The following is a 19,677-nucleotide window of genomic DNA, read 5'->3' on the forward strand; positions in this document are numbered from 1 at the left end:
AGCGAGGTCTCCAGAGGCCCGCCGAATGAACTGACCCCCGAAAGTTGGACACCCAACTTCGGGGTTTTGCATGTCCAAATACAGCGGCACGTTCAAGCAGGAGGTCGTTTCGTATCACTGCGACGGCACGCACAGCTACCGAGGGGTTGGTTTGCGTTTCGGGCTGACTATTCCATGGTCCGTAGGTGGGTCCACGCGGCCAATTGCGTGGCTGGCTTATCGCGGAAGCAGAGCCATCACGATGCTCAGTTCAGGCTATCGGTCCTCGAACGGATGTGGAAGGATGGCCTGTCCCGTCGGCAGGCGGCAGCGCTGTTCGACATTCGCAGCGTTGGCTGCCTCTCGGTCCGGGAGAGGCAATATGAGCGAGGCGGGCTTGAAGCCTTGGCTCCGCGTCCAAGAGGCGGGTCCCGTTCCATGCCCAAACCACCTGTCGCTCCGCCCCGGTTACGAACACCTGCGGGGATGGACCACCAAGTGATGAAGTCAGAAGCCGCGAGGAGTTGCTGGCTGAACTGGCCTATCTGCGGATGGAGAATGCATACCTAAAAAAACGGGAGGCCTTAACGCAGGCGCGTCGCGCACTGAGCGGACGCAAGCAGTCCAGGCCTTAAGGCCGCTCCATCCCCTTGACGGGCTGCTAGCGCTTTCCGGCGTGGCGCGCAGCACGTTCTATTATCAACTCAAGGTGCTGTCGTCGGGCGAACGGCATAAGGCTTCGAAGTCAACGATCCGCTCGATCTTCGACGAACACAAGTGCCGCTACGGCTATCGCCGGGTGACGGCGGCGATACGTGGGCGTGGAGGCGCGGTCAACCACAAGACCGTCCAGCGGCTGATGGTTGAGATGGGACTGAAGTCGCTGGTCCGACCCAAGGAGTACCGGTCCTACACGGGTCAGGCTGGCTAGGTGGCACCCGACCTGCTGCAACGTCAGTTCTGGGTGAAGCGCATGAACCAGGAGTGGGAGACCGATGTCACCGAGTTCAGTGTCGCCGGCGAAAAGCTGTTCCTGTCGCCGGTCATGGACCTACACAACGGCGAGATCATCGCCTTCGAGACCGCGAGGCGACCCATCTTCAAACTGGTCAAGGATATGCTCGACAAGGCAGTGAGCCGCCTCAATGACGAGGACAGGCCGATCCTGCATTCAGACCAGGGCTGGCAGTATCAGATGCCGGAATGGAGCCGGATGCTCGAAAGCCGCAATATCCCAGCAAGCATGTCACGCAAGAAAAACTGCTACGAAAACGCCGCAATGGAGAGCTTCTTCGCCACGCTCAAGTCCGAGTTCCTCTATCCCAACCGCTTCGACAGCATTGATAGCCTGCGTCAGGGCGTCGGGGACTACATCCACTACTACAACAACGATCGTATCCGGATGTAACTCAAAGGGCTGAGTCCTGTGCAATACAGGACCTAGCCCCAGATCATTTCAGCGATTCAACCGTCCAACTTTATGGGGTCAGTTCATAATCTGGGGCTTTTTCTTTAGTCAATGGGTCGTATCCGGTCGGGCGAGACGTGCTCTCCAAGCACAAGCCTCCATCGGAACCCAGATGTCAGTTTGTTTTGTCGATAGCGTGCGGGGAAGACTGGCGCGACGTGTCACCAGGCGTCCAGAAAGCCGGGTAAAAGCCGACAATCGCGATAGCAGCCATGAAAATCACGGCCACGAAGATTGCCATAGCGATGCGCGGTTTTGCTTCGATGCTCATGAATGGGTTCCGCCGGATGGAAAATCTCCATTATCTGAAAGCGCCCGTTGGGCGTCCTCTAGCAGCTTTTGTCGATCGCTATCCGCCATCTGGGAACCGGTTCGCGAGGCATCGCTTGTGTAATCCTTTTTGTCTTCTGGCATTAGGAGCTCTTCCGCTGTGTCTAGTGATTTTTTTATCCAATGACTCTGGCCAGATTTTTTTGCATCTGTTCCCAAGTATTCCATGATAGGTCGGGTTGTGGTTTTGGAACCTCGATCTCCGTTTGGTAGCTCCCTTGCAGGACAAACCTCACGCCGTCGGCCGCATAGGTCGTCTCACCCTTGCCAGAAAAATACGAGGCGACGATCTGGTTTGTCAGACGAGAACCAAAGCCGGTTCGCGTGGGAGGTTGGACTTGCGGGCCTCCAGCCTCTTGCCAAACAAACTCGAAACCCCGTAACCCGGATGTCTTCCAAGTGATACTTACCGATCCTGTCTCGCTGGAGAGTGCGCCGTATTTCGCGGCGTTGGTGGCAAGTTCGTAAACGGCGAGTGACAGGCCAATGCCCTGCTGTGAAGAAACATGGAGTTTCGGCCCGGTGATCCGGAAACGTTCCGGATTGTCCATGTGGGCTGAGATGCTTTGACGCACGGTGTCCTCAACATCAATGTCGATCGGCACGTCGTTCAAGATGCTCTGTGCCTTGGCAAGAGCGGTAATCCGATGATGGATTGTCTCGCGAGCCTGTTCCAGCGTTTCGGCATGCCGGAGGGTCGCATTCACCACAGCGGTGGTGACAGCCATCGAATTCTTAACGCGATGAACAAGCTCGTGGCGAAGAACCTCCTGGATCTGTAGACTACGGACCACAGCGGTTGTGTCCACAGCGACGTCGATGAGGCCGGCGACATTGTTCTCGTCATCGAAGAGCGGACTGTAGGAGAATGTCCAGAATGTTTCCTCCTGAAATCCATTGCGGTCCATGATGAGACGCATGTTTTCGATGTAGGTTCCTCGTCCAGAGAGAGCGTCCTCGACGAACCCTTGTACGTGCTCCCACACGTCCGACCAAATGACCGAAAAGGGTTTGCCAAGGGCCCCGGGTTCCTTTGCCCCGAGAAAGGGTTTATATGCATCATTATACAGGATGTTGAGGTCGCGCCCCCAGGACAGGCAGATCGCATGACGTTGGTGTAGCATCGTCTGCACGACAGCTTTCAATGCCAATGGCCATTCGTTGATCGAACCAACGCTTGTTTTGGCCCAGGCGTGGTCGCGGATCGCATGAGCCATTGCGCCACCTGCTCGCAGGAATTCACTCATGCCTCGGTCCAATCGATTAATAGAGCACGCAGCGACCTCTACGTCCCCGAAGCCACTTCTGAACTGCAGGATTAGGCGGAAATACAGCCACCGCCTTCACATAGTTAATAGTCCATCGAGTTTTCTGATGTTTTATCCCGACGATACGGACCAGATGAAAGGCAAGCTGTGCCAAACGCATTCATCCGCAAGCTCGGCAGTTTTGAGCCGCTACGCAGTGACGATCGAGAATGGTTGGCGTCTGTCTCAGCTCATACCAGACTGGTTGGCGCGGACCAGGATTTGATTAGGGAAGGCGATAACCCGGAAAACGTTCTGGTGATCGTCGATGGTTTCGCCATGCGCTACAAAATGACGTCCGACGGCAGAAGGCAGATATTTGCTTACCTGATCCCAGGCGATTTCTGCGATCTCCACGTCGCACTTCTACGGAAGATGGATCACACCATCGCAACGCTTAGTCCATGCTGCGTGGCCCAGCTGTCACCTGGCACCATACTAGAGCTTACGGAGCGACGTCCTTCACTCGCGCGAGCGCTTTGGATGTGCTCGCTTGTGGACGGGGCCACGTTACGGGAATGGCTTGTCAACCTGGGGCAAAGATCCGCACCACATCGGATAGCGCATCTGTTCAGCGAACTACATGAAAGAATGAAGGCGGTTGGCCTCACCAATGACGGCACGTTCGAACTGCCGTTGACGCAGGCAGAACTCAGCGACACCATGGGATTATCAGTCGTTCATGTGAACAGAAGTTTGAAAGAGCTGCGTGAAGCCGGCTTGGTGAGCCTGAAAGACGAACGAATTGTGATCTCCGACGTCCAGCGCCTCAAGGACTACTCGGATTTCGATCCTAGTTATCTTCACCTTCGCTGGCCGCAAGACCTTCGGACCTCGGCACAACGAAGCTGATTCAGCATCGATCAGAGACCGTGTCGGTCCACCGAGAAGTTCACTCCGAATACGATAGTGTTATCCGCGTCGGCGACAATCATCTGCCATGCCTGGCCTTTCCAGGCGTGTCGTCCATCACTCAGCATCTGCCCCGCCGAGCGAATGGCTTCTATTCGCACCTGATCCATTCCAGCCAACTCCATACCAACCTCGTCGACAATGACCTTGCCATTCATGATGTGAAAGAAATACCGCGCCATAGATTGCTCCTTCAGTTTGGCGGGAGCGCTGTGTCTCTCTGTCAACAACTGCCGGAAAGGATGCCGATGATGTCTTATGAAAACACGCGACTGCCGAATACGTCTAGCACATATGATAGGGTGGTGATGCTCGGAGTAGCTGAATGATCAATCTCGACAATCTACTCGGCGATGAGCCAGAAGCTGGGATTTACACTTGGGGCCTCAGCAGCGATCGTCTCTACGGAGACACCGCGATTGCGGCTCTGTCGGTCTTGATCCTCTACAGACAATGAAGGGACTGCCAATCTCATCGTATATCGATCGCGTCCATGTGGCCGATCAGGGAATACTTTCCAGCTTGATATCCAAAGCCGTCAGGGTCGGCCTACCCTATACCGCGGAATATCGCGTGGCGAACGCGTCGAAGAAGTGGAAGCTGGTCATGACCGTCGGCCGATGCTTTCGTGACAGCACTGGAAATCCATTGCTTTATTCCAGGATCATCTACCCGGTAATGACCTTTAGCCGTCATTTAATGATGGGGCAGGCACTGCATTATGTCTCTCAGGTCGTCGGTGTGTGTCGACTAAGTCCGAGGTAGGCAAAGACGGTTTCTTCACAGCAAATTTGCGGATTGTATCGCGTAGTTGCACCGCGGATGCGGAACAACGAGAGACGGCGAATGTTCTCCTGACTAACCAGGAGCATGACTTGACCATCATATCAGCCGACCAGAATTATGCCGCGCGGGATGAAGCGATCGCGATAAACTCCTACACGACCGTTCTTCGACGCCCGAGGGTGCCGCACGAGGTTTTTGCGACCTACTGGCGCGACGTCCATGGACCTCTGTGTTCGCGTATCCCAGGTCTCGGTTGGTACGTGCAGAACCATTTCCATCGTGAACAGGACGCGCATCTTTGGCCTGATGTGGAAGGCATCAAGCCTTTCGAGAACTACGTCCTCGACGGTGGTGTGGAGATCGGCTTCCAGTCGAGGGCCGAGCAAGAGGCTTTTAACCAAGCATGCTCGATCCTGTTTGCCGACGAGCAGAACATGTTCGCCGCCACTGTGGCTTATTCTCTTCCCGGAGGATCGCAGACATTTGTCGACCGCGTTGCGGATCCCGTTCCCAACGGGGACGATGGCCTTGACCGAATGCACATTCATTTCGGGTCTCAAACGTCTAATCCAGCCGCATTTGCGGAATTCATGAGAGCATTCTCAAAGACGCTGGCATCTGACACCGCCGTCTTGAAAGTTCGCCTGCACCTGCCTGATCGTTACGATAACGCCAAACCCGCGCCGCCCGCACCTGACGTTGACCATATGGTGACAGAAGAACGGCAACTTATCGCTATTCTCGAACTCGCCTTCGCAAACCCGATTGCGCGCAGGTCATTCTACGGTGGCGACTTGTTCCGCAGCACACTCACCGGGCAGAGCACCAACATTAGCCACTATGCCGCCTTTGCGGTCAGCGGTATCTACACTTATGTCCGGGACAAAAAGCTTACCACCGCGGGACTGCGGGGCAGCAGGCCGGCGCAACTGATCGATGCGCTCGGCGCGACAAATCAAATCGTGGACGACGTTCGGAATCTTCTATTGACGGGCAGGATTTGAGTCCCTGGCCTTGATTGGTCAAATGTTTGAGTCGCTGAGACCACCGCAGAAAGTGAGCGTGCGTGGATATCTACCTTGTTACGCTGACCATACTCGGCTTCGTCGTTCTGCTGACCGCATGGCTGCCGATGATGATGCGGCGCCTACCATTATCGCTGCCCATTGCTTGCCTCGCCATTGGCGCGATGTTGGCATGGTCTCCTTTTCCGCTGTTGCCTCGCTTCAATCCGTTGGAGAACCGCGAGTTCACTGAGCGGATGACGGAGGTCGTCGTCATCGTCGCTCTCATGGGCGCCGGTCTGAAGCTGGACCGCCCGATTGGATGGAAGAGGTGGGAGACGACGTGGCGGCTACTCGGGATCGCCATGCCATTGACCATCGCTACACTCGCATTCTTAGGGTATTGGATCCTTGGGTTGACTGCGGCCTCGGCTCTCTTGCTTGGTGCCTCGCTAGCGCCAACTGATCCTGTCCTCGCCAGCGATATCCAGGTTGGGCCGCCCAAGACAGGCGAGGAGGACGAGGTCCGGTTCGCTCTTACGTCTGAGGCGGGTTTGAACGATGGTCTGAGCTTTCCTTTCGTACACCTGGCGATCGCCATGGCAGTTGGGAGTGCAGGAGCCCGCGAACTGTACCAGCATTGGGCTGTCGTTGACGTAGGCTGGAGGCTGGCAGCCGGAGTGGCTATGGGCTGGACGCTTGGAAAGCTCTTCGGCTTTTTGGCTTTTAAGATGCATGGGAGCAGCCTGGCAAAGACCCAGGACGGCTTCGTTGCGCTGGGAATGACCTTCGCGACATATGGTCTAACCGAACTTACCGGTGGATACGGCTTTGTCTCCGTTTTTCTCGCCGCAGTCGCCTTCCGAGCAAGCGAACGGGAAAGTATTTTCCATGAACAGCTACATGATTTTGCCGAACAGATCGAGCGATTGCTGATGATGGTACTCCTCGTCTGCCTTGGGTCCATTGCAGTAAGTGGCCAGCTTCTCGCTCACATCGATTGGCGGGTGATCGTTGTCGCTGTCCTTGCGCTAGTTCTGGTTCGCCCGTTGTTGGTTTGGATATCCTTGATAGGATCAGGACATCCTCACGGCGAGGCGATCATAATCGCTGTATTCGGCATCCGCGGCCTTGGGTCGATCTATTATCTTGCCTATGCGACTGCGCATGCGGAATTCCAGGCTGCGGAGACCGTCTGGGCGACCGTGCTGTTAATCGTTGTTGTGTCAATTGTCGTTCATGGCATTGCCGTCACGCCGACGATGAAGTGGATCGATGATCGACGGTCAAACAGACAAATCAAGGCATAGCGAATTCGAGGTACGGGTCGAGGGTTCGTTTCTTTTCACATTCAAACGACTTGCCAATGTTGTTACACAGGGCTTTGTCGGCTGGCATATGTCCGTGAAAAATCGCGCTCCCAGCACGACATAGCTCTTGGAACAAGCTCGCGGTCCGCAGCTTTTACTGCTTGGGCTGCAGGACCTAAGCGCATTCATGCGTTTCGCTAATAGGTGCATGCGGATCTGAAGGGGTAGTCCCGTTCGAACGCGCCTCTATTTGGAAAGCGACGGCGAGGTTTGTGACTGACGTGCCGGAGCCATTAGCCAGGAGGTTGAGATGCCAACACCAATCCAATTGGAACTTTCCCGACGAAAACTGCTTGTGTCATCATCCGCAACACTAGCGGTCGCTGGAGCCGCGACGGGTGTCCGTGCGGCAGACACGAGGGGAAAAACCTTGCAAAACATCACAGAAGTCGCCTTTGAGGTCAACGGAGAATCCCAGAGTCTGATCTTGGATAACCGCACAACATTGCTCGATGCCTTGCGTGAGCACCTGCATCTAACAGGAACGAAAAAGGGCTGTGACCATGGCCAGTGCGGCGCTTGCACGGTGATCGTCGATGGCCGCCGCATCAATTCCTGTCTGTCACTCGCTGTCATGCATGAGGGCGACAAGATCACCACCATAGAAGGTCTTGGCCAGCCCGGCAATCTGCACCCGATGCAGGCGGCCTTCGTCAAGCACGACGGCTTCCAGTGCGGCTATTGTACGCCCGGACAGATCTGTTCCTCCGTGGCGGTGCTCGAGGAGATCAAAGCAAACATCCCGAGCCACGTCACCGAAAATCTCACCCAGCAGGCGGCGCTTACCTCGGAAGAAATTCGCGAGCGCATGAGCGGCAATATCTGTCGATGCGGTGCCTATTCCAACATTCTCGATGCGATCAACGAGGTTGCGGGGGTGCGGGCATGAGAGCGTTTACCTACGAACGGGCATCTACAGTTGAAGCTGCGGCAACGGCGGCGGCACAAAATCCTGATGCAAAGTTCATCGCCGGCGGTACAAATCTTCTTGACCTGATGAAGCTTGAGATCGAGAAGCCGTCGCATCTCATTGATGTGAATGGCATTAGCCTCGGCTCGATCGAGAAAACGCAGGATGGCGGCTTGCGTATCGGCGCGCTGGTGCGCAACACTGATCTCGCCGCTGATGAGACGGTACGTCGCGATTACGCCCTTCTGTCCCGCGCGCTGGTGGCCGGCGCATCTGGTCAGCTGCGTAACAAGGCGACAACCGCCGGCAATTTGCTTCAGCGCACGCGCTGTCCCTATTTTTACGATCCTAACCAGCCCTGCAACAAGCGCCAGCCGGGCAGCGGCTGTTCCGCCATTGGTGGCGTCACCCGCCAGCTCGGCGTCGTTGGGGTGAGCGATGCCTGTATCGCCACCCACCCGAGTGACATGGCAGTGGCGATGCGAGCACTGGATGCGATGGTGGAAACCGTCAAGCCGGATGGCGCCAAGCGCGCGATCCCGATCGCCGATTTCCACCGCCTGCCAGGCGATACGCCGCATATCGAAACGGCGCTGGAGCGGGGCGAGTTCATCACCGGCGTCACTCTGCCGGCTCCGGTTGGTGGCAAGCAGATCTATCGCAAGGTCCGTGACCGCGCCTCCTATGCGTTCGCGCTGGTCTCGGTCGCAGCCGTCATCCAGCCCGATGGCAGCGGCAAGGTTGCCGTCGGCGGCGTCGCCCACAAGCCGTGGCGCGTAGAAGCCGCCGAGACCGAACTCCCGAAGGGCGCGCGCGCCATGGCATCCGCCCTTCTGGCGGATGCGCGGCCGACCGAGCAGAACAAGTTCAAGATCAGGCTGACCGAGCGCACGATAGGCGCCGTCCTGTCAGAGGCGAGGGGATAAGCCATGCAGTTCGACAAACCAGCAACGACCAATCCGATCGATCAGCTCAAGGTCGTCGGCAAGCCCATTCACAGGATCGACGGCGAGTTGAAGACCACGGGTCGCGCCATGTACGCCTATGAGTGGCATGATCCGAAACTGCGCTATGCCTATGGTTATCCCGTCGGCTCCGCCATTGCTAAAGGACAGGTCACATCGATCGAGAGTGCCGCCGCAAAGAAGGCGCCCGGCGTTCTTGGCGTTGTCACCGCGCTCGATGTCGGTGATCTACAGAAAGGCAAGCTCAACACCGCCAAACTGTTCGGTGGCAGCGAGATACAACATTATCATCAGGCCATCGCCGTCGTCGTGGCCGAAACCTTCGAGCAGGCGCGTTCGGCAGCAGCTTTGATCCGGGTCGATTACGCGCCGGAAAAGGGTGCCTTCGACCTCAAGGCTGAGATGGCCAATGCCGAGACACCGGATCCTTCCACGGAACCGGACAGTTCGGCTGGTAATTTCCAGGCAGCTTTTGCGGCAGCCCCGGTGACGCTCGAGGCCGAATACGCAACCCCCGACCAGTCGCATGCGATGATGGAGCCGCATGCCTCTATCGCCGCGTGGGACGGCGATGAGGTTACGGTCTGGACGTCTAGCCAGATGATTGATTGGTGGCGTTCGGATTTCGCCATCACGCTCGGCATGGACAAGGAGAAGGTGCATCTGATGTCGCCTTTTATCGGTGGCGGCTTCGGCGGTAAACTGTTTCTGCGCGTCGATGCGGTGTTGGCGGCATTCGCGGCCAAAGCGGTCGGGCGCCCGGTCAAGGTCACGCTGCCGCGGCCGTTGATCCCGAACAACACCACCCATCGTCCAGCCACGATCCAGCGGATCCGCATCGGTGCGGAGCGCGACGGCAAGATCACTGCGATTGCACATGAAAGCTGGTCAGGCGATCTGCCGGGTGGTGGGCCGGAGACGGCGGTGATGCAGACGCGTCTGCTCTATGCCGGTGAAAACCGGATGACCGCCATGAAGCTCGCAACGCTGGATCTGCCGGAAGGCAACGCCATGCGCGCCCCCGGCGAAGCACCGGGTCTGATGGCGCTCGAGATCGCAGTCGACGAGATGGCGGAGAAGCTCGGCATGGATCCGATCGAGTTCCGCATCAAGAACGATACCCAAGTCGATCCAGAAAACCCGGAGAGGCCGTTCTCGCATCGCGATCTCATCGGGTGTCTGAAACTTGGTGCAGAAAAGTTCGGATGGGACAAACGGACACGTCCCGCGACACGACGCGAGGGAAACTGGATGATTGGCGTGGGTGTCGCGGCGGCGTTCCGCAATAATCTGGTCATGCCGTCCGGGGCGCGGGTGAGGCTTGATCAGGAGGGTATTGTCACCGTCGAGACCGATATGACCGATATTGGAACCGGCAGCTACACGATCATCGCCCAGACCGCCGCCGAGATGATGGGCGTCGGTGTGGATAAGGTCGCAGTTCAACTCGGTGATTCCCGGTTTCCTGTCTCTGCGGGATCGGGCGGGCAGTTCGGGGCGAACTCCGCCACTTCGGGCGTCTATGCTGCATGCGTCAAGCTGCGCGACGCGGTGGCCAGCAAGCTGGGATTCAACTCCGCGGATGTCGTGTTCGAGAACGGAGAAGTTCGTTCCGGTAACCGCGCTGTCGCGCTTGCGGAAGCGGCAGGGCACGAGGGTCTTGTCGGCGAGGATATGATCGAGTGGGGCGATCTCACCAAAACGCACCAGCAGTCCACCTTCGGCGGCCACTTTGTCGAGGTTGGTGTCGATATCGCGACCGGTGAGACCCGTATTCGTCGCATGCTTGCCGTCTGCGCGGCGGGCCGCATCCTCAATCCGATCACAGCCCGCAGCCAGGTTATCGGCGCGATGACGATGGGTGCCGGTGGTGCTCTGTTGGAAGAACTGGCGGTCGATACCCGCCGCGGGTTCTTTGTCAACCACGATCTCGCCGGTTACGAGGTGCCCGTGCATGCGGACATTCCGCATCAGGAAGTCATCTTCATGGACGAAACGGATCCATACTCGTCGCCGATGAAGGCGAAGGGCGTGGGCGAGCTCGGGCTGTGCGGCGTCTCAGCGGCGATCGCCAACGCGATCTACAACGCGACCGGCGTGCGTGTGCGGCATTACCCGATCACGCTCGACAAGCTGATTGGCGATTTGCCGGACGTCGCCTGATCAAAGGCGGTGGCCGATCACGGCCACCGCACTCTCCAGAGGACATAAGTTGAGCAACACGGTAATCACGACCATGTCTAACCCGGTGCGGGCAAAGTCGGTAGACAACCCTGCTGATATTCTTTGGTTTGCTATCGAGGCTGCGCAGTACGGCGGCGCAGCCCTTGCAACTCTCGTTGAGATACGGGGCGGTGCGGCACGTGCTCTCGGAGCGCATGTTGCCGTTGCGTCCGACGGGCGGTTTTGCGGTTATGTGTCAGGTGGCTGCGTCGAAGCAGCGGTGGCGGCCGAGGCATTGCAAGCCATTGCCGATGGCCGGGACCGGATGGTGAAATTTGGTGAGGGTTCACCATTCTTCGACATCACGCTGCCCTGCGGCGGCGGCATCACCATAGCCATCCATGTCCTGCGCAATACGGACGTGTTGGACGATGCTTTGAAAGAGTTGGCTTGTCGTAAATCGGTGGCGTTGGCCTACAGCCCGGACCTTCAGAGACTTGCGCCCCTCGATAAAGTTCCCTTGCGATCGGGTTGGTGCGGTGAGGATTTCATCTCGGTCTATCGGCCCAAGACACGCGTGGTTATTTCTGGCCAAACGGGGGAGGCGGAGGCAGTCCGCCGGCTGGCAGAAGCGTCCGGATATGCGGTTGACGTTGTTGGTTCCAAATCAACATCGCAGATTATTGATATAGATGCGTTCACCGCTGTCGCGCTGCTCCATCACGATCTGGATCTGGAGGAAGTTTGGCTCACCAAAGCCCTAGCGTCCTCTGCGTTCTACATAGGAGCTCTTGGTAGCACCCGGACGCACCGTCGACGCATCGATCGCTTGCGATCGACTGGTGTATCTTCAGAAGCATTTGATCGAATAAAAGCTCCAATTGGCTTGTTTGGTCCGACACGAGACTCGGCTTCTTTGGCGCTCTCGGTGCTCGCAGACATTGCCGCTGCAAGACTGGAGAACTTTGGATGACTGCCATGCTACTGGACAGGGTGCTATCCCAAAACCAGCAGGCGCACATGATCGACAGGTTCGGTCGGGCCGTAACCTATCTACGCGTCTCCGTCACAGACCGCTGCGATTTCCGCTGCACTTATTGCATGTCGGAAAACATGAGCTTTCTGCCGAAAAAGGATATTCTGTCGCTGGAGGAACTCGACCGGCTATGTTCCGCCTTTGTGGCCAAGGGTGTCCGAAAACTACGACTGACCGGCGGCGAACCGCTGGTGCGCAAGAACATCATGCATCTGGTGCGCTCGATCGGCCGCCATATCGAAACCGGCCATCTCGACGAACTGACGCTCACCACCAATGGCTCGCAGCTCGCCCGCTTCTCGCAGGAACTGTACGATGCTGGCGTGCGCCGTATCAACGTCTCACTCGATACGCTCGATCCGCAGAAATTCAAGAAAATCACCCGCTGGGGCAATTTCTCCAAGGTCATGGAAGGCATTGACGCTGCCCAGAAAGCTGGCTTGAAGATCAAACTCAACGCCGTTGCCCTCAAGGATTTCAACGAAGACGAAATCCCCGCCATGTTGCTTTTCGCGCATGGTCGCGGCATGGATCTCACCGTTATCGAAACTATGCCGATGGGCGAGATCGAGGAAGATCGTACCGATCGCTACTTGCCGCTATCGGTATTGCGCGAAAATCTCGAGAAACAATTCTCCTTGAGGGACATCCCCTTTAAGACCGGTGGCCCAGCCCGTTATGTCGAAGTGGCCGAGACAGGCGGCCGCATGGGCTTCATCACGCCGATGACCCATAATTTCTGCGAGGGCTGCAATCGCGTCCGTCTCACCTGCACCGGCACGCTTTACATGTGCCTCGGCCAGAACGATGCCGCCGACCTGCGTGAAGTAATTCGCGAAAGCAACGATCCGGCCCATTTGGCTGCGGCCATAGACGAGGCGATCGCGCGCAAGCCACAGGGCCATGATTTTATAATTGACCGGAATAACCGGCCGGCGGTATCGCGGCATATGAGCGTGACAGGCGGCTAAGGAAAATTGAAGATGAAGACCGTCGGCGGTTTACTTTTAGCAGCGGGTCGATCGAGCCGGATGCCGGAAGGTTGTCACAAGCTTCTGGCCGAGTTCGAAGGAGTTCCACTGGTACGAAAATCCGCGGAGACGATGCTGCGTTCTGACCTGAGATCTGTAACTGTCGTGACCGGACACCGATCGTCAGAGATCGAAATGGCCTTGAAGGGATTGCCGCTCTCCACAACGTACAACAAGCATTTCGAAGAAGGGATGGGGGCGTCGCTAGCCTGTGGATTTAGGCATGCCTCCTTTGCGGATTGTGATGGTGTTCTTGTTATGCTCGCCGATATGCCGGAGATCACGACCGCACATATCACCAAACTCTTGATGGCTTTTCGATCAGGCCAAGATGCGCTCGTGCGCGGCGCGGATGGTGATAAGCCAGGGCACCCGGTTGTCGTCCCATCCGCAATTTTTTCGCAGATGCAAAAACTAGATGGCGACAAAGGAGCAAAAGAAGTGCTTCAACGTCAAAAAGTCCCCATCAGGATGATCGATATTGGAAATGCTGCGCTGAAAGACATTGATACCGTTCAGGACCTAGTGGCTGCAGGAGGAGAACTCTGTGGTCGTGGTGAGTAGTTGCAGCCAACCTTTCAGGCAAAGTTGCTAAGGATGCCTCTGCCGTCGGCTCAAAGATTTCAGCGGCTTGCTTGTTTCAAGAGCGTATAGGTCGCGGGTTCGTATACGCTCAAGAGCTTAATTGGCCAACGAAGGCGGTTTACCAAGGCAGGCCCTCGAAAGTGCTCGGAGAAACTCTCTTGGTTGCCGGATCGGGAGCCCGCTCGTACCGCAACAACATGGGTGACCGCCAGCGTCCCGGCCGTGTTCTAAAGTCACCGACGTTCCGGACCCGAAAGAACTCCCATTTTAAAGATTGCTACCAGTCACATTACCAACATTACTTCTGAGGTTGCCGCCCGTTCCGCAAGTAGCTTCTGACCTCTTTTGGCGAGTGATCGAGTGCGGTCTTCTGTCAGGCCTTTCTCTTAAAGAACTGCACGCAGTGCACTCATCAGTTCCGTCTGTTGACGGACAATACGTTCGCGCGCCCGAAACAAGATCGCGCGAGCCTGCTGATCCGATGTCTTGGGAGAGACAAAACGCATCTCGGGCTGCCGAGCTGCAATGATGATTGCTACGGCATCGGCTGCGTCGTTCTTCTGTCGCTTCACGAACGGGCGCACGTATTGCGGAGCAATCAACTTGACTTCATGGCCCAGCTTGACGAGTTCTCGGAATCAATAATGGGCGCTGCCGCAGGCTACTATGACGACAACTGCAGGCACTTGCCCTGCCATGAAACGTAAAAACTCTCCTCGTGCCAGCTTTTTGCGAAATTAACTTCGCCTGTCATCGTCGCCCCGTGAAGCTGGAAAACATTCTTTGCCAAGTCCACCCCGATCATTGTGTCGCCCATCTGCCGTCCTCTCTGCTTTGCGGTTTGCACCATCGGCACCATGCGATGCCGCTAGGGGAGGACGGCAACCACCCCATCTCCCACACATTGCTGATGTGGGGCTTGTCCGGGCCTTTCGGACACTGAATCAATGGTCATGACGCAGTGGATTTGTTTACCGAACCTCAGGGGTCATCAATACTGATCCCATATGTTGGAGTTTCGCGAAATTTGGAAGGTCAAATAAAGTCGCATTGTAATTTTCAATGCGAGCAACGAGAAGAGATGTTTCCGATATATTACTTGCTGTAAGCGGCGTATTATGTATTCTGTATTAGAACTTGGACTCCACATCATGTGGGTGGCTATCCCAGCCGCCAATCCGCTGGGCAACCTGATCTCTCTTTTTCAGCGATCTGCTGAAACGTTGCTCGAGATTTAATCGTCAGGTTTTTCGATGGCCCTGACACATCGCTAATTACTTTTTACCAGCTGCGTGTGGGTGCCCGGTCAATATCGTCGCTCGGTTAACAGCCTCTCACATCTACTTTGGCGACCAAGGAGCGAATTGACGCGGCCTTCGGAGATATTTGGTGAACTATGAGAAGTCAGTTTATGCCCGCCGGCGGCAAAGTGGACGGCTTGAAAACTACCGAAAAGTCGCCACGCGGCCTGGCCGTTGTCCGTTGCGGGGAGAACACTCTCCACCGGACTTGGGTTTCGGGTAGACGAAACTTCGATGTCGGCATCAGCTATTATGGGTCCAACTCAACGCTAGAATTCCCGGAAGCCGACTACGTACATCATTGTAAAGGCGGAAAATGGGATGGGCTATTCAGCTTCTTCAAAAAGTTTCCCGGAGTCCTCGATCGCTATGATTACTTCTGGCTTCCAGATGATGACATCGTTGCAGTTGCGGCAGATATCGACAGCCTCTTCGCGCTCGGCATAGAGAATGAATATCATGTCTACCAGCCGTCCCTGGATGAACATTCCTACTACTCGCATGTCATTACCCTTCAGCACCCGAGCTTCGAGGTCCGGTACACAAACTTCGTTGAAGTGATGGTACCGTTCATAAGCCGCGAGGTACTCATTCGCTCGCTTCCGTTTATCGAGAAGACCGCCAGCGGCTTCGGGCTTGATTTTCTCTGGCCTCAGATGGTGCGCGAGATCAAAGGCGACGCCTACTGTGGCGTCGCAGTCGTAGACACGATCACGGTGCGTCACACCAGACCCGTTGGTGGCAATCTTCATCAGTTCATGCGTGACACCCAAAGACATAGCGCCAGGGACGAGATGGGTGTTACGATGGAATGGGTCAACGATGCCCGTGGGGCACGTATAAACGGTGTCAGCGTCCCCCGCATTCGGATCCTTTCCGGAACCCTCCGTGGTGGACTCCAGCTCAAAGGGCTGCGCCTCGCGCGTCAGGTCTGGTTTGACTTGTTATACCGCTTCACCAACAAGTCCCAGCCCGTCAAATGGTTCGCGGCATCCAAACATGCTGTGAAGGCTGGATTTCTAAGCCAAAATGTCATTTTGCCGGTCGCGGGTATCCTCCAGTCTTTTACGCATATCTGAAAGGATAAGGCTGTGGCCAAACTTCTCGTTGTGGGCGCTGGTTTCGCTGGTGCGGTCTATGCGAGAGAGCTGGCGATTTCCGGTCACGAGGTCGATGTCATAGAAAAGCGCGACCATATCGCCGGGAACTGTTTTGACTATGTGCATGACTGTGGTGTGCGAGTTCACCGGTACGGGCCACATCTCTTTCATACTTCCAACGATCGGGTCGTCGCGTGGCTATCCCAATTCACCGGGTGGCTGCCTTATGAGCACCGAGTTGTGGCGCTTCTCGACAACGACCGCAAGGTACCGCTGCCCGTAAACCTCGATACTATTAATGCCGTCTTCGGTACACAGCTTAATGCACCAGAAGATGTGATGTCATATCTCGCCTCGCTCGCACTTCCTCGATCACCGGTCATAAGCGCCGAAGATCATCTTTATTCCACGATCGGCAAGAAATTGACTGACCTCTTTTTTCGCCCCTATACGAAAAAGATGTGGCAGATGGATCTTTCGGAAATCGATGCGGCAGTCGTTCGTCGTCTGCAGATACGCACAGATCGAGATCCGCGCTATTTTCTTACCGACACATTTCAGGCAATGCCGGCAGAAGGTTATACTAAAGCGTTTGAGAGGATTTTCGATCACGACCGCATTTCGGTGAGCCTAAGCACGTCCTTTTCCAAGGATAAACTCGCTGGCTATGATGCTTGTTTCAACAGCATGCCGATAGACGAATTTTATGAGTTCGACCTCGGCGAACTGCCTTATCGCTCCATTCGCTTTCACCTCAGCGAGCACATCGCCGCAGACGCAGAGGAGGATGCAACGATTAACTACACACACGCTTATCCCTATTCACGCGAAACTTGGTGGCACGTGTTACCCGGACATCACGTGCGTGAGACCTCACACGTGCTGCGAACGATCGAGGAGCCATGCTGCTATCGCGACAACAATTTTGAGCGCTACTACCCAGTCATGGACCGCGATCACATGCACGAAAGTCTTTATGAGCGTTACGCTGCGCGAGCTGCAGGTGATGATCATATGTTCTTTATCGGCAGATGCGGTACCTATAAGTACCTCGATATGCACCAGGTCATTAATCAGTCGCTAGCCCATGTTTCGAAATGGATGGCGAGGACTTAAGATAAAGTTGCTTATCCGGCTTCAAACAAGCCGTGTGGCTTGGGAGTGCCCCAGAACAACGGTTCAACACCGCCCTGTTATCTGAATCGGTCAACTTATTGGATGTTCAGCAACTTAGCGACTCATAAGCGCTGATCTAAGTTCGAGTCCTTTCAAGTGCTTAAGCCGCATCCGATCTTGGTTCGATCGTAAGCGGGAAGCTGAGGCCGTTTAGGCCTGGTAATTTCATGTCATGAGAGCGTCGATCTCGCTGCTGGGCCATCCGTTTGCGAGGCGCTCTAGCGTTTGGGTGAGCCAAGCTTGGGGATCGACAGCCTTCATCTTTGCCGTTTGCAGCAGCGTCGCGACTGTCGCCCACGTCCTGCCGCCACCATCGCTGCCAGCGAAGAGGCTGTTCTTCCTGATGATAGCTTGGGGTCTGATTGCCCGCTCAACAAAGTCGGCGAGTTTAGATTTTCCCGAGACCCGCGGCAGTGTCACCTGCCAAAGTGTGAAGAGGTCACGGACAATAGTCGCCGAACGTTCCTGACGCGCTGCGACACGGGCGTGAGTATTTTGGCCGCGGACGGTTTCCTCAATCTCCCAAAGCTCTGCCATGCGCTCGACCGTTTCTATGGCAACCTTCGAGCTCTTGGCGACATGCAGTTCATAGAACTTCCGGCGGCTATGTGACCAGCAGGCGGCCAGGACAACGAGGCGTTCCAGCTCCTGCTCGACCACCATTGACTCATCATCCGAGGTTGATCTGATGCAACCTGAGATGCCATCCCATCAAGCTCGAAGGCCTTCGCAAAGCGCAATCCCCGCGGCAACCCTATTGATGGCGGAAAGGCAGCAGCTGCTCATACGGCGCTCAAGATTTTAAAGGCTGGACCGGATGCCCTTGTATCACTGCTTTGTCCGCTATCGTGCAGTAAATGTAGACTTGCTTAAGCTACTACATTATAGTTTTGCGACAGCCTTGTTAGGCCGAAGCGCCGCCGATCGAGAGCGAGCTCAATAGACGCCTTAAGAGCCAAGGCCTTTGCAATCATAGTTATCGAACAGACAGAGACCGGAACAACTGCAACAAGGCACGCCTCAACATGGGCTCGATCATTCGCGTGAATTTCTTTGCTCGGTGGTCCCGGCCGGTTTACGTCGGCCTTGGCGATCACCTGGACACTACCATCACAGGCCCGGCTGATGCGATTAGGTACGTGGGGAGCAAGTTTCAAAGCCAGCGAGGAACAAACTATTTTCGGGCTCATGCAATATGCCACCACGCCTTGCTCGGAGAGGTTTGTCCAGACGTGGCTCGACAGCCTTCTCTTGATGCTTGGGTGGATCAAAATTTCCATCTTGCTTCCGAGTGAGGGGTTGAAGAATGAAATGTCGTCGATGTCGCGACACAAAATACGTGTGCTCCACTCATCTCTATAGGCCGGGAATCGGGCTGGTTTAGATGTGATTGCGGCGCTGACGCGATCACCTGTCCTCACTGCCCTGCAAGCACATGGCATGGACCTGCGACGCATGTTCTAACGGTCCTTGTCGATCCGATTATTGCTTTGAAAGCAAGGGCCCGATTGCTTTTAAGTCGGTATCGGATACGCCTGACATTCACTTGCGGAACGTAAGCCAAGATGCGGCCACATCCGAAACAAGAGGGTGGGTAACCGAGTGATATCGAATATCTAGCGCATCGCTGCAACTAACCGTGTGCTCCGTTTGTCCGCTATCGTGCACACAGGCATGGGCGTATTGTCGCCGCCGCCGCCGGGTCTTAAAGGAACCACTATTCGAGTATAAGTTTGCCACATCGTCCGCAGACTTTTTTGGCGCAGACGGCTGGGAGATCCGATTGCTCTTGCCCTTACGAGGAAGAGCAATGTCACCCCTGCACCAACGAGATTTTCAAAATAAACTCCTTCGATTGCTGACTGACGTCGATTTCACGACCCTTGTGGGCTATTTGGAACCTATCGAACTGCCCCGCCACTTTGTCTTTGCCCTAACAAATCGGATCACCGAACATACCTATTTCCTTGAATCCGGGATCTGCTCCGTCGTCGTCCGATCCAGTACTGGGCTGGAAGCCGAAGTCTGTATCATTGGTTCCGATGGGATGGTGCCCCCGACTTCGGTGCTCGGCGCCACTTCTGTACCGTTTGAAATCACAATGCAGACGGAGGGTTTGGGATATCGTATCGAGACGGCCACGCTCATCGCCGCCTACAATGCCAGCGTTTCGTTGAGAGTGCAAATTCCGAGGCAACCCGCCCCCTGATTCCGAAATGATGTCGCCCCCTAATTCCGAGAAATAGTCGCCCCC

Annotated in this window: 19 protein-coding genes, 2 pseudogenes and 1 other annotated feature; of the genes and pseudogenes, 16 read left to right on the forward strand and 5 right to left on the reverse strand. The window is 55.9% G+C overall.

Features of this window, described 5'->3' with window-relative positions; all coding sequences use genetic code 11:
- Positions 1-70: 70 nt before the first annotated feature.
- Positions 71-1,387 (forward strand): annotated as a pseudogene (locus JZX87_RS28080) (IS3 family transposase).
- A gap of 175 nt (positions 1,388-1,562) precedes the next feature.
- Here JZX87_RS28080 and JZX87_RS28085 read toward each other — a convergent pair.
- Together JZX87_RS28085 and JZX87_RS28090 are read right to left on the reverse strand one after the other, a co-directional pair.
- Complete coding sequence (locus JZX87_RS28085; RefSeq protein ID WP_206829084.1) at positions 1,563-1,718, reverse strand: hypothetical protein; 156 nt, start codon at positions 1,716-1,718, stop codon at positions 1,563-1,565.
- 175 nt (positions 1,719-1,893) lie between these two features.
- On the reverse strand, positions 1,894-3,024 hold the full coding sequence (locus tag JZX87_RS28090; protein WP_286195135.1) for a sensor histidine kinase: 1,131 nt from the start codon (positions 3,022-3,024) through the stop codon (positions 1,894-1,896).
- A 168-nt stretch (positions 3,025-3,192) separates the two neighbouring features.
- On the opposite strand from JZX87_RS28090, the gene JZX87_RS28095 reads away from it, so the two are divergent.
- Positions 3,193-3,936, forward strand: a complete 744-nt coding sequence (locus JZX87_RS28095; protein ID WP_206829085.1) for a Crp/Fnr family transcriptional regulator — start codon at positions 3,193-3,195, stop codon at positions 3,934-3,936.
- A gap of 11 nt (positions 3,937-3,947) precedes the next feature.
- On the opposite strand, the gene JZX87_RS28100 is transcribed toward JZX87_RS28095, so the two are convergent.
- Entirely contained in the window at positions 3,948-4,178 is a 231-nt protein-coding gene (locus JZX87_RS28100; RefSeq protein WP_206829086.1) for a DUF6894 family protein, read from the reverse strand.
- A 143-nt stretch (positions 4,179-4,321) separates the two neighbouring features.
- Between JZX87_RS28100 and JZX87_RS31590 the strand changes: the two genes are divergently transcribed.
- From JZX87_RS31590 to JZX87_RS28145, 10 genes are all read left to right on the forward strand, one after another.
- The gene (locus JZX87_RS31590; protein ID WP_286195136.1) at positions 4,322-4,453 is read left to right on the forward strand and encodes a hypothetical protein; all 132 of its coding nucleotides are present in this window, start codon (positions 4,322-4,324) and stop codon (positions 4,451-4,453) included.
- Positions 4,450-4,761, forward strand: coding sequence for a PAS domain-containing protein (locus tag JZX87_RS31930; RefSeq protein WP_206829087.1), 312 nt, complete (start codon positions 4,450-4,452; stop codon positions 4,759-4,761). The genes JZX87_RS31590 and JZX87_RS31930 overlap by 4 nt, the downstream gene beginning before the upstream one ends.
- 110 nt (positions 4,762-4,871) lie before the next feature.
- Positions 4,872-5,786, forward strand: a complete 915-nt coding sequence (locus JZX87_RS28110) for an EthD domain-containing protein (RefSeq protein ID WP_206829088.1) — start codon at positions 4,872-4,874, stop codon at positions 5,784-5,786.
- Positions 5,787-5,848: 62 nt separating this feature from the next.
- Positions 5,849-7,096 (forward strand): cation:proton antiporter, encoded by a 1,248-nt coding sequence (locus JZX87_RS28115; protein ID WP_206829089.1) that lies wholly within the window; start codon positions 5,849-5,851, stop codon positions 7,094-7,096.
- Between the two features lie 310 nt (positions 7,097-7,406).
- The gene (gene paoA, locus JZX87_RS28120; RefSeq protein ID WP_148147872.1) at positions 7,407-8,045 is read left to right on the forward strand and encodes an aldehyde dehydrogenase iron-sulfur subunit PaoA; all 639 of its coding nucleotides are present in this window, start codon (positions 7,407-7,409) and stop codon (positions 8,043-8,045) included.
- Positions 8,042-8,992, forward strand: coding sequence for an FAD binding domain-containing protein (locus JZX87_RS28125; protein ID WP_206829090.1), 951 nt, complete (start codon positions 8,042-8,044; stop codon positions 8,990-8,992). The genes paoA and JZX87_RS28125 overlap by 4 nt, the downstream gene beginning before the upstream one ends.
- A 3-nt stretch (positions 8,993-8,995) precedes the next feature.
- Complete coding sequence (paoC, locus tag JZX87_RS28130; protein WP_206829091.1) at positions 8,996-11,194, forward strand: aldehyde oxidoreductase molybdenum-binding subunit PaoC; 2,199 nt, start codon at positions 8,996-8,998, stop codon at positions 11,192-11,194.
- Between the two features lie 73 nt (positions 11,195-11,267).
- Positions 11,268-12,167: an XdhC family protein gene (locus tag JZX87_RS28135; RefSeq protein WP_206829100.1), complete on the forward strand. Its 900-nt coding sequence runs from the start codon at positions 11,268-11,270 to the stop codon at positions 12,165-12,167.
- Positions 12,164-13,201: a GTP 3',8-cyclase MoaA gene (gene moaA, locus JZX87_RS28140; protein ID WP_148147869.1), complete on the forward strand. Its 1,038-nt coding sequence runs from the start codon at positions 12,164-12,166 to the stop codon at positions 13,199-13,201. The genes JZX87_RS28135 and moaA overlap by 4 nt, the downstream gene beginning before the upstream one ends.
- A gap of 12 nt (positions 13,202-13,213) precedes the next feature.
- Complete coding sequence (locus JZX87_RS28145) at positions 13,214-13,825, forward strand: nucleotidyltransferase family protein (RefSeq protein ID WP_206829092.1); 612 nt, start codon at positions 13,214-13,216, stop codon at positions 13,823-13,825.
- 407 nt (positions 13,826-14,232) lie between these two features.
- On the opposite strand, the gene JZX87_RS31595 is transcribed toward JZX87_RS28145, so the two are convergent.
- Positions 14,233-14,430 (reverse strand): hypothetical protein, encoded by a 198-nt coding sequence (locus JZX87_RS31595; RefSeq protein ID WP_353654282.1) that lies wholly within the window; start codon positions 14,428-14,430, stop codon positions 14,233-14,235.
- A 552-nt stretch (positions 14,431-14,982) separates the two neighbouring features.
- Positions 14,983-15,037: a sequence feature (sul1 is cis-regulatory element that is thought to sense ions involved in sulfur or methionine metabolism; They are found in Alphaproteobacteria), on the forward strand.
- Between the two features lie 205 nt (positions 15,038-15,242).
- On the opposite strand from JZX87_RS31595, the gene JZX87_RS28155 reads away from it, so the two are divergent.
- Both JZX87_RS28155 and JZX87_RS28160 read left to right on the forward strand, forming a co-directional pair.
- Positions 15,243-16,226, forward strand: a complete 984-nt coding sequence (locus tag JZX87_RS28155; RefSeq protein WP_206829093.1) for a DUF707 domain-containing protein — start codon at positions 15,243-15,245, stop codon at positions 16,224-16,226.
- Positions 16,227-16,238: 12 nt separating this feature from the next.
- Positions 16,239-17,363 (forward strand): UDP-galactopyranose mutase, encoded by a 1,125-nt coding sequence (locus JZX87_RS28160; RefSeq protein WP_206829094.1) that lies wholly within the window; start codon positions 16,239-16,241, stop codon positions 17,361-17,363.
- Positions 17,364-17,588: 225 nt separating this feature from the next.
- Here JZX87_RS28160 and JZX87_RS28165 read toward each other — a convergent pair.
- Positions 17,589-18,053, reverse strand: a pseudogene (locus JZX87_RS28165) (IS66 family transposase); the annotation flags it as partial.
- Positions 18,054-18,448: 395 nt separating this feature from the next.
- Here JZX87_RS28165 and JZX87_RS31935 point away from each other — a divergent pair.
- On the forward strand, positions 18,449-18,718 hold the full coding sequence (locus JZX87_RS31935; RefSeq protein ID WP_206829095.1) for a DUF982 domain-containing protein: 270 nt from the start codon (positions 18,449-18,451) through the stop codon (positions 18,716-18,718).
- Positions 18,719-19,233: 515 nt separating this feature from the next.
- Positions 19,234-19,632 (forward strand): cyclic nucleotide-binding domain-containing protein, encoded by a 399-nt coding sequence (locus JZX87_RS28175; RefSeq protein ID WP_206829102.1) that lies wholly within the window; start codon positions 19,234-19,236, stop codon positions 19,630-19,632.
- Positions 19,633-19,677: the final 45 nt, after the last annotated feature.

It is taken from the genome of Agrobacterium sp. Ap1, from assembly GCF_017313375.1.
GTDB lineage: Bacteria > Pseudomonadota > Alphaproteobacteria > Rhizobiales > Rhizobiaceae > Neorhizobium > Neorhizobium cellulosilyticum.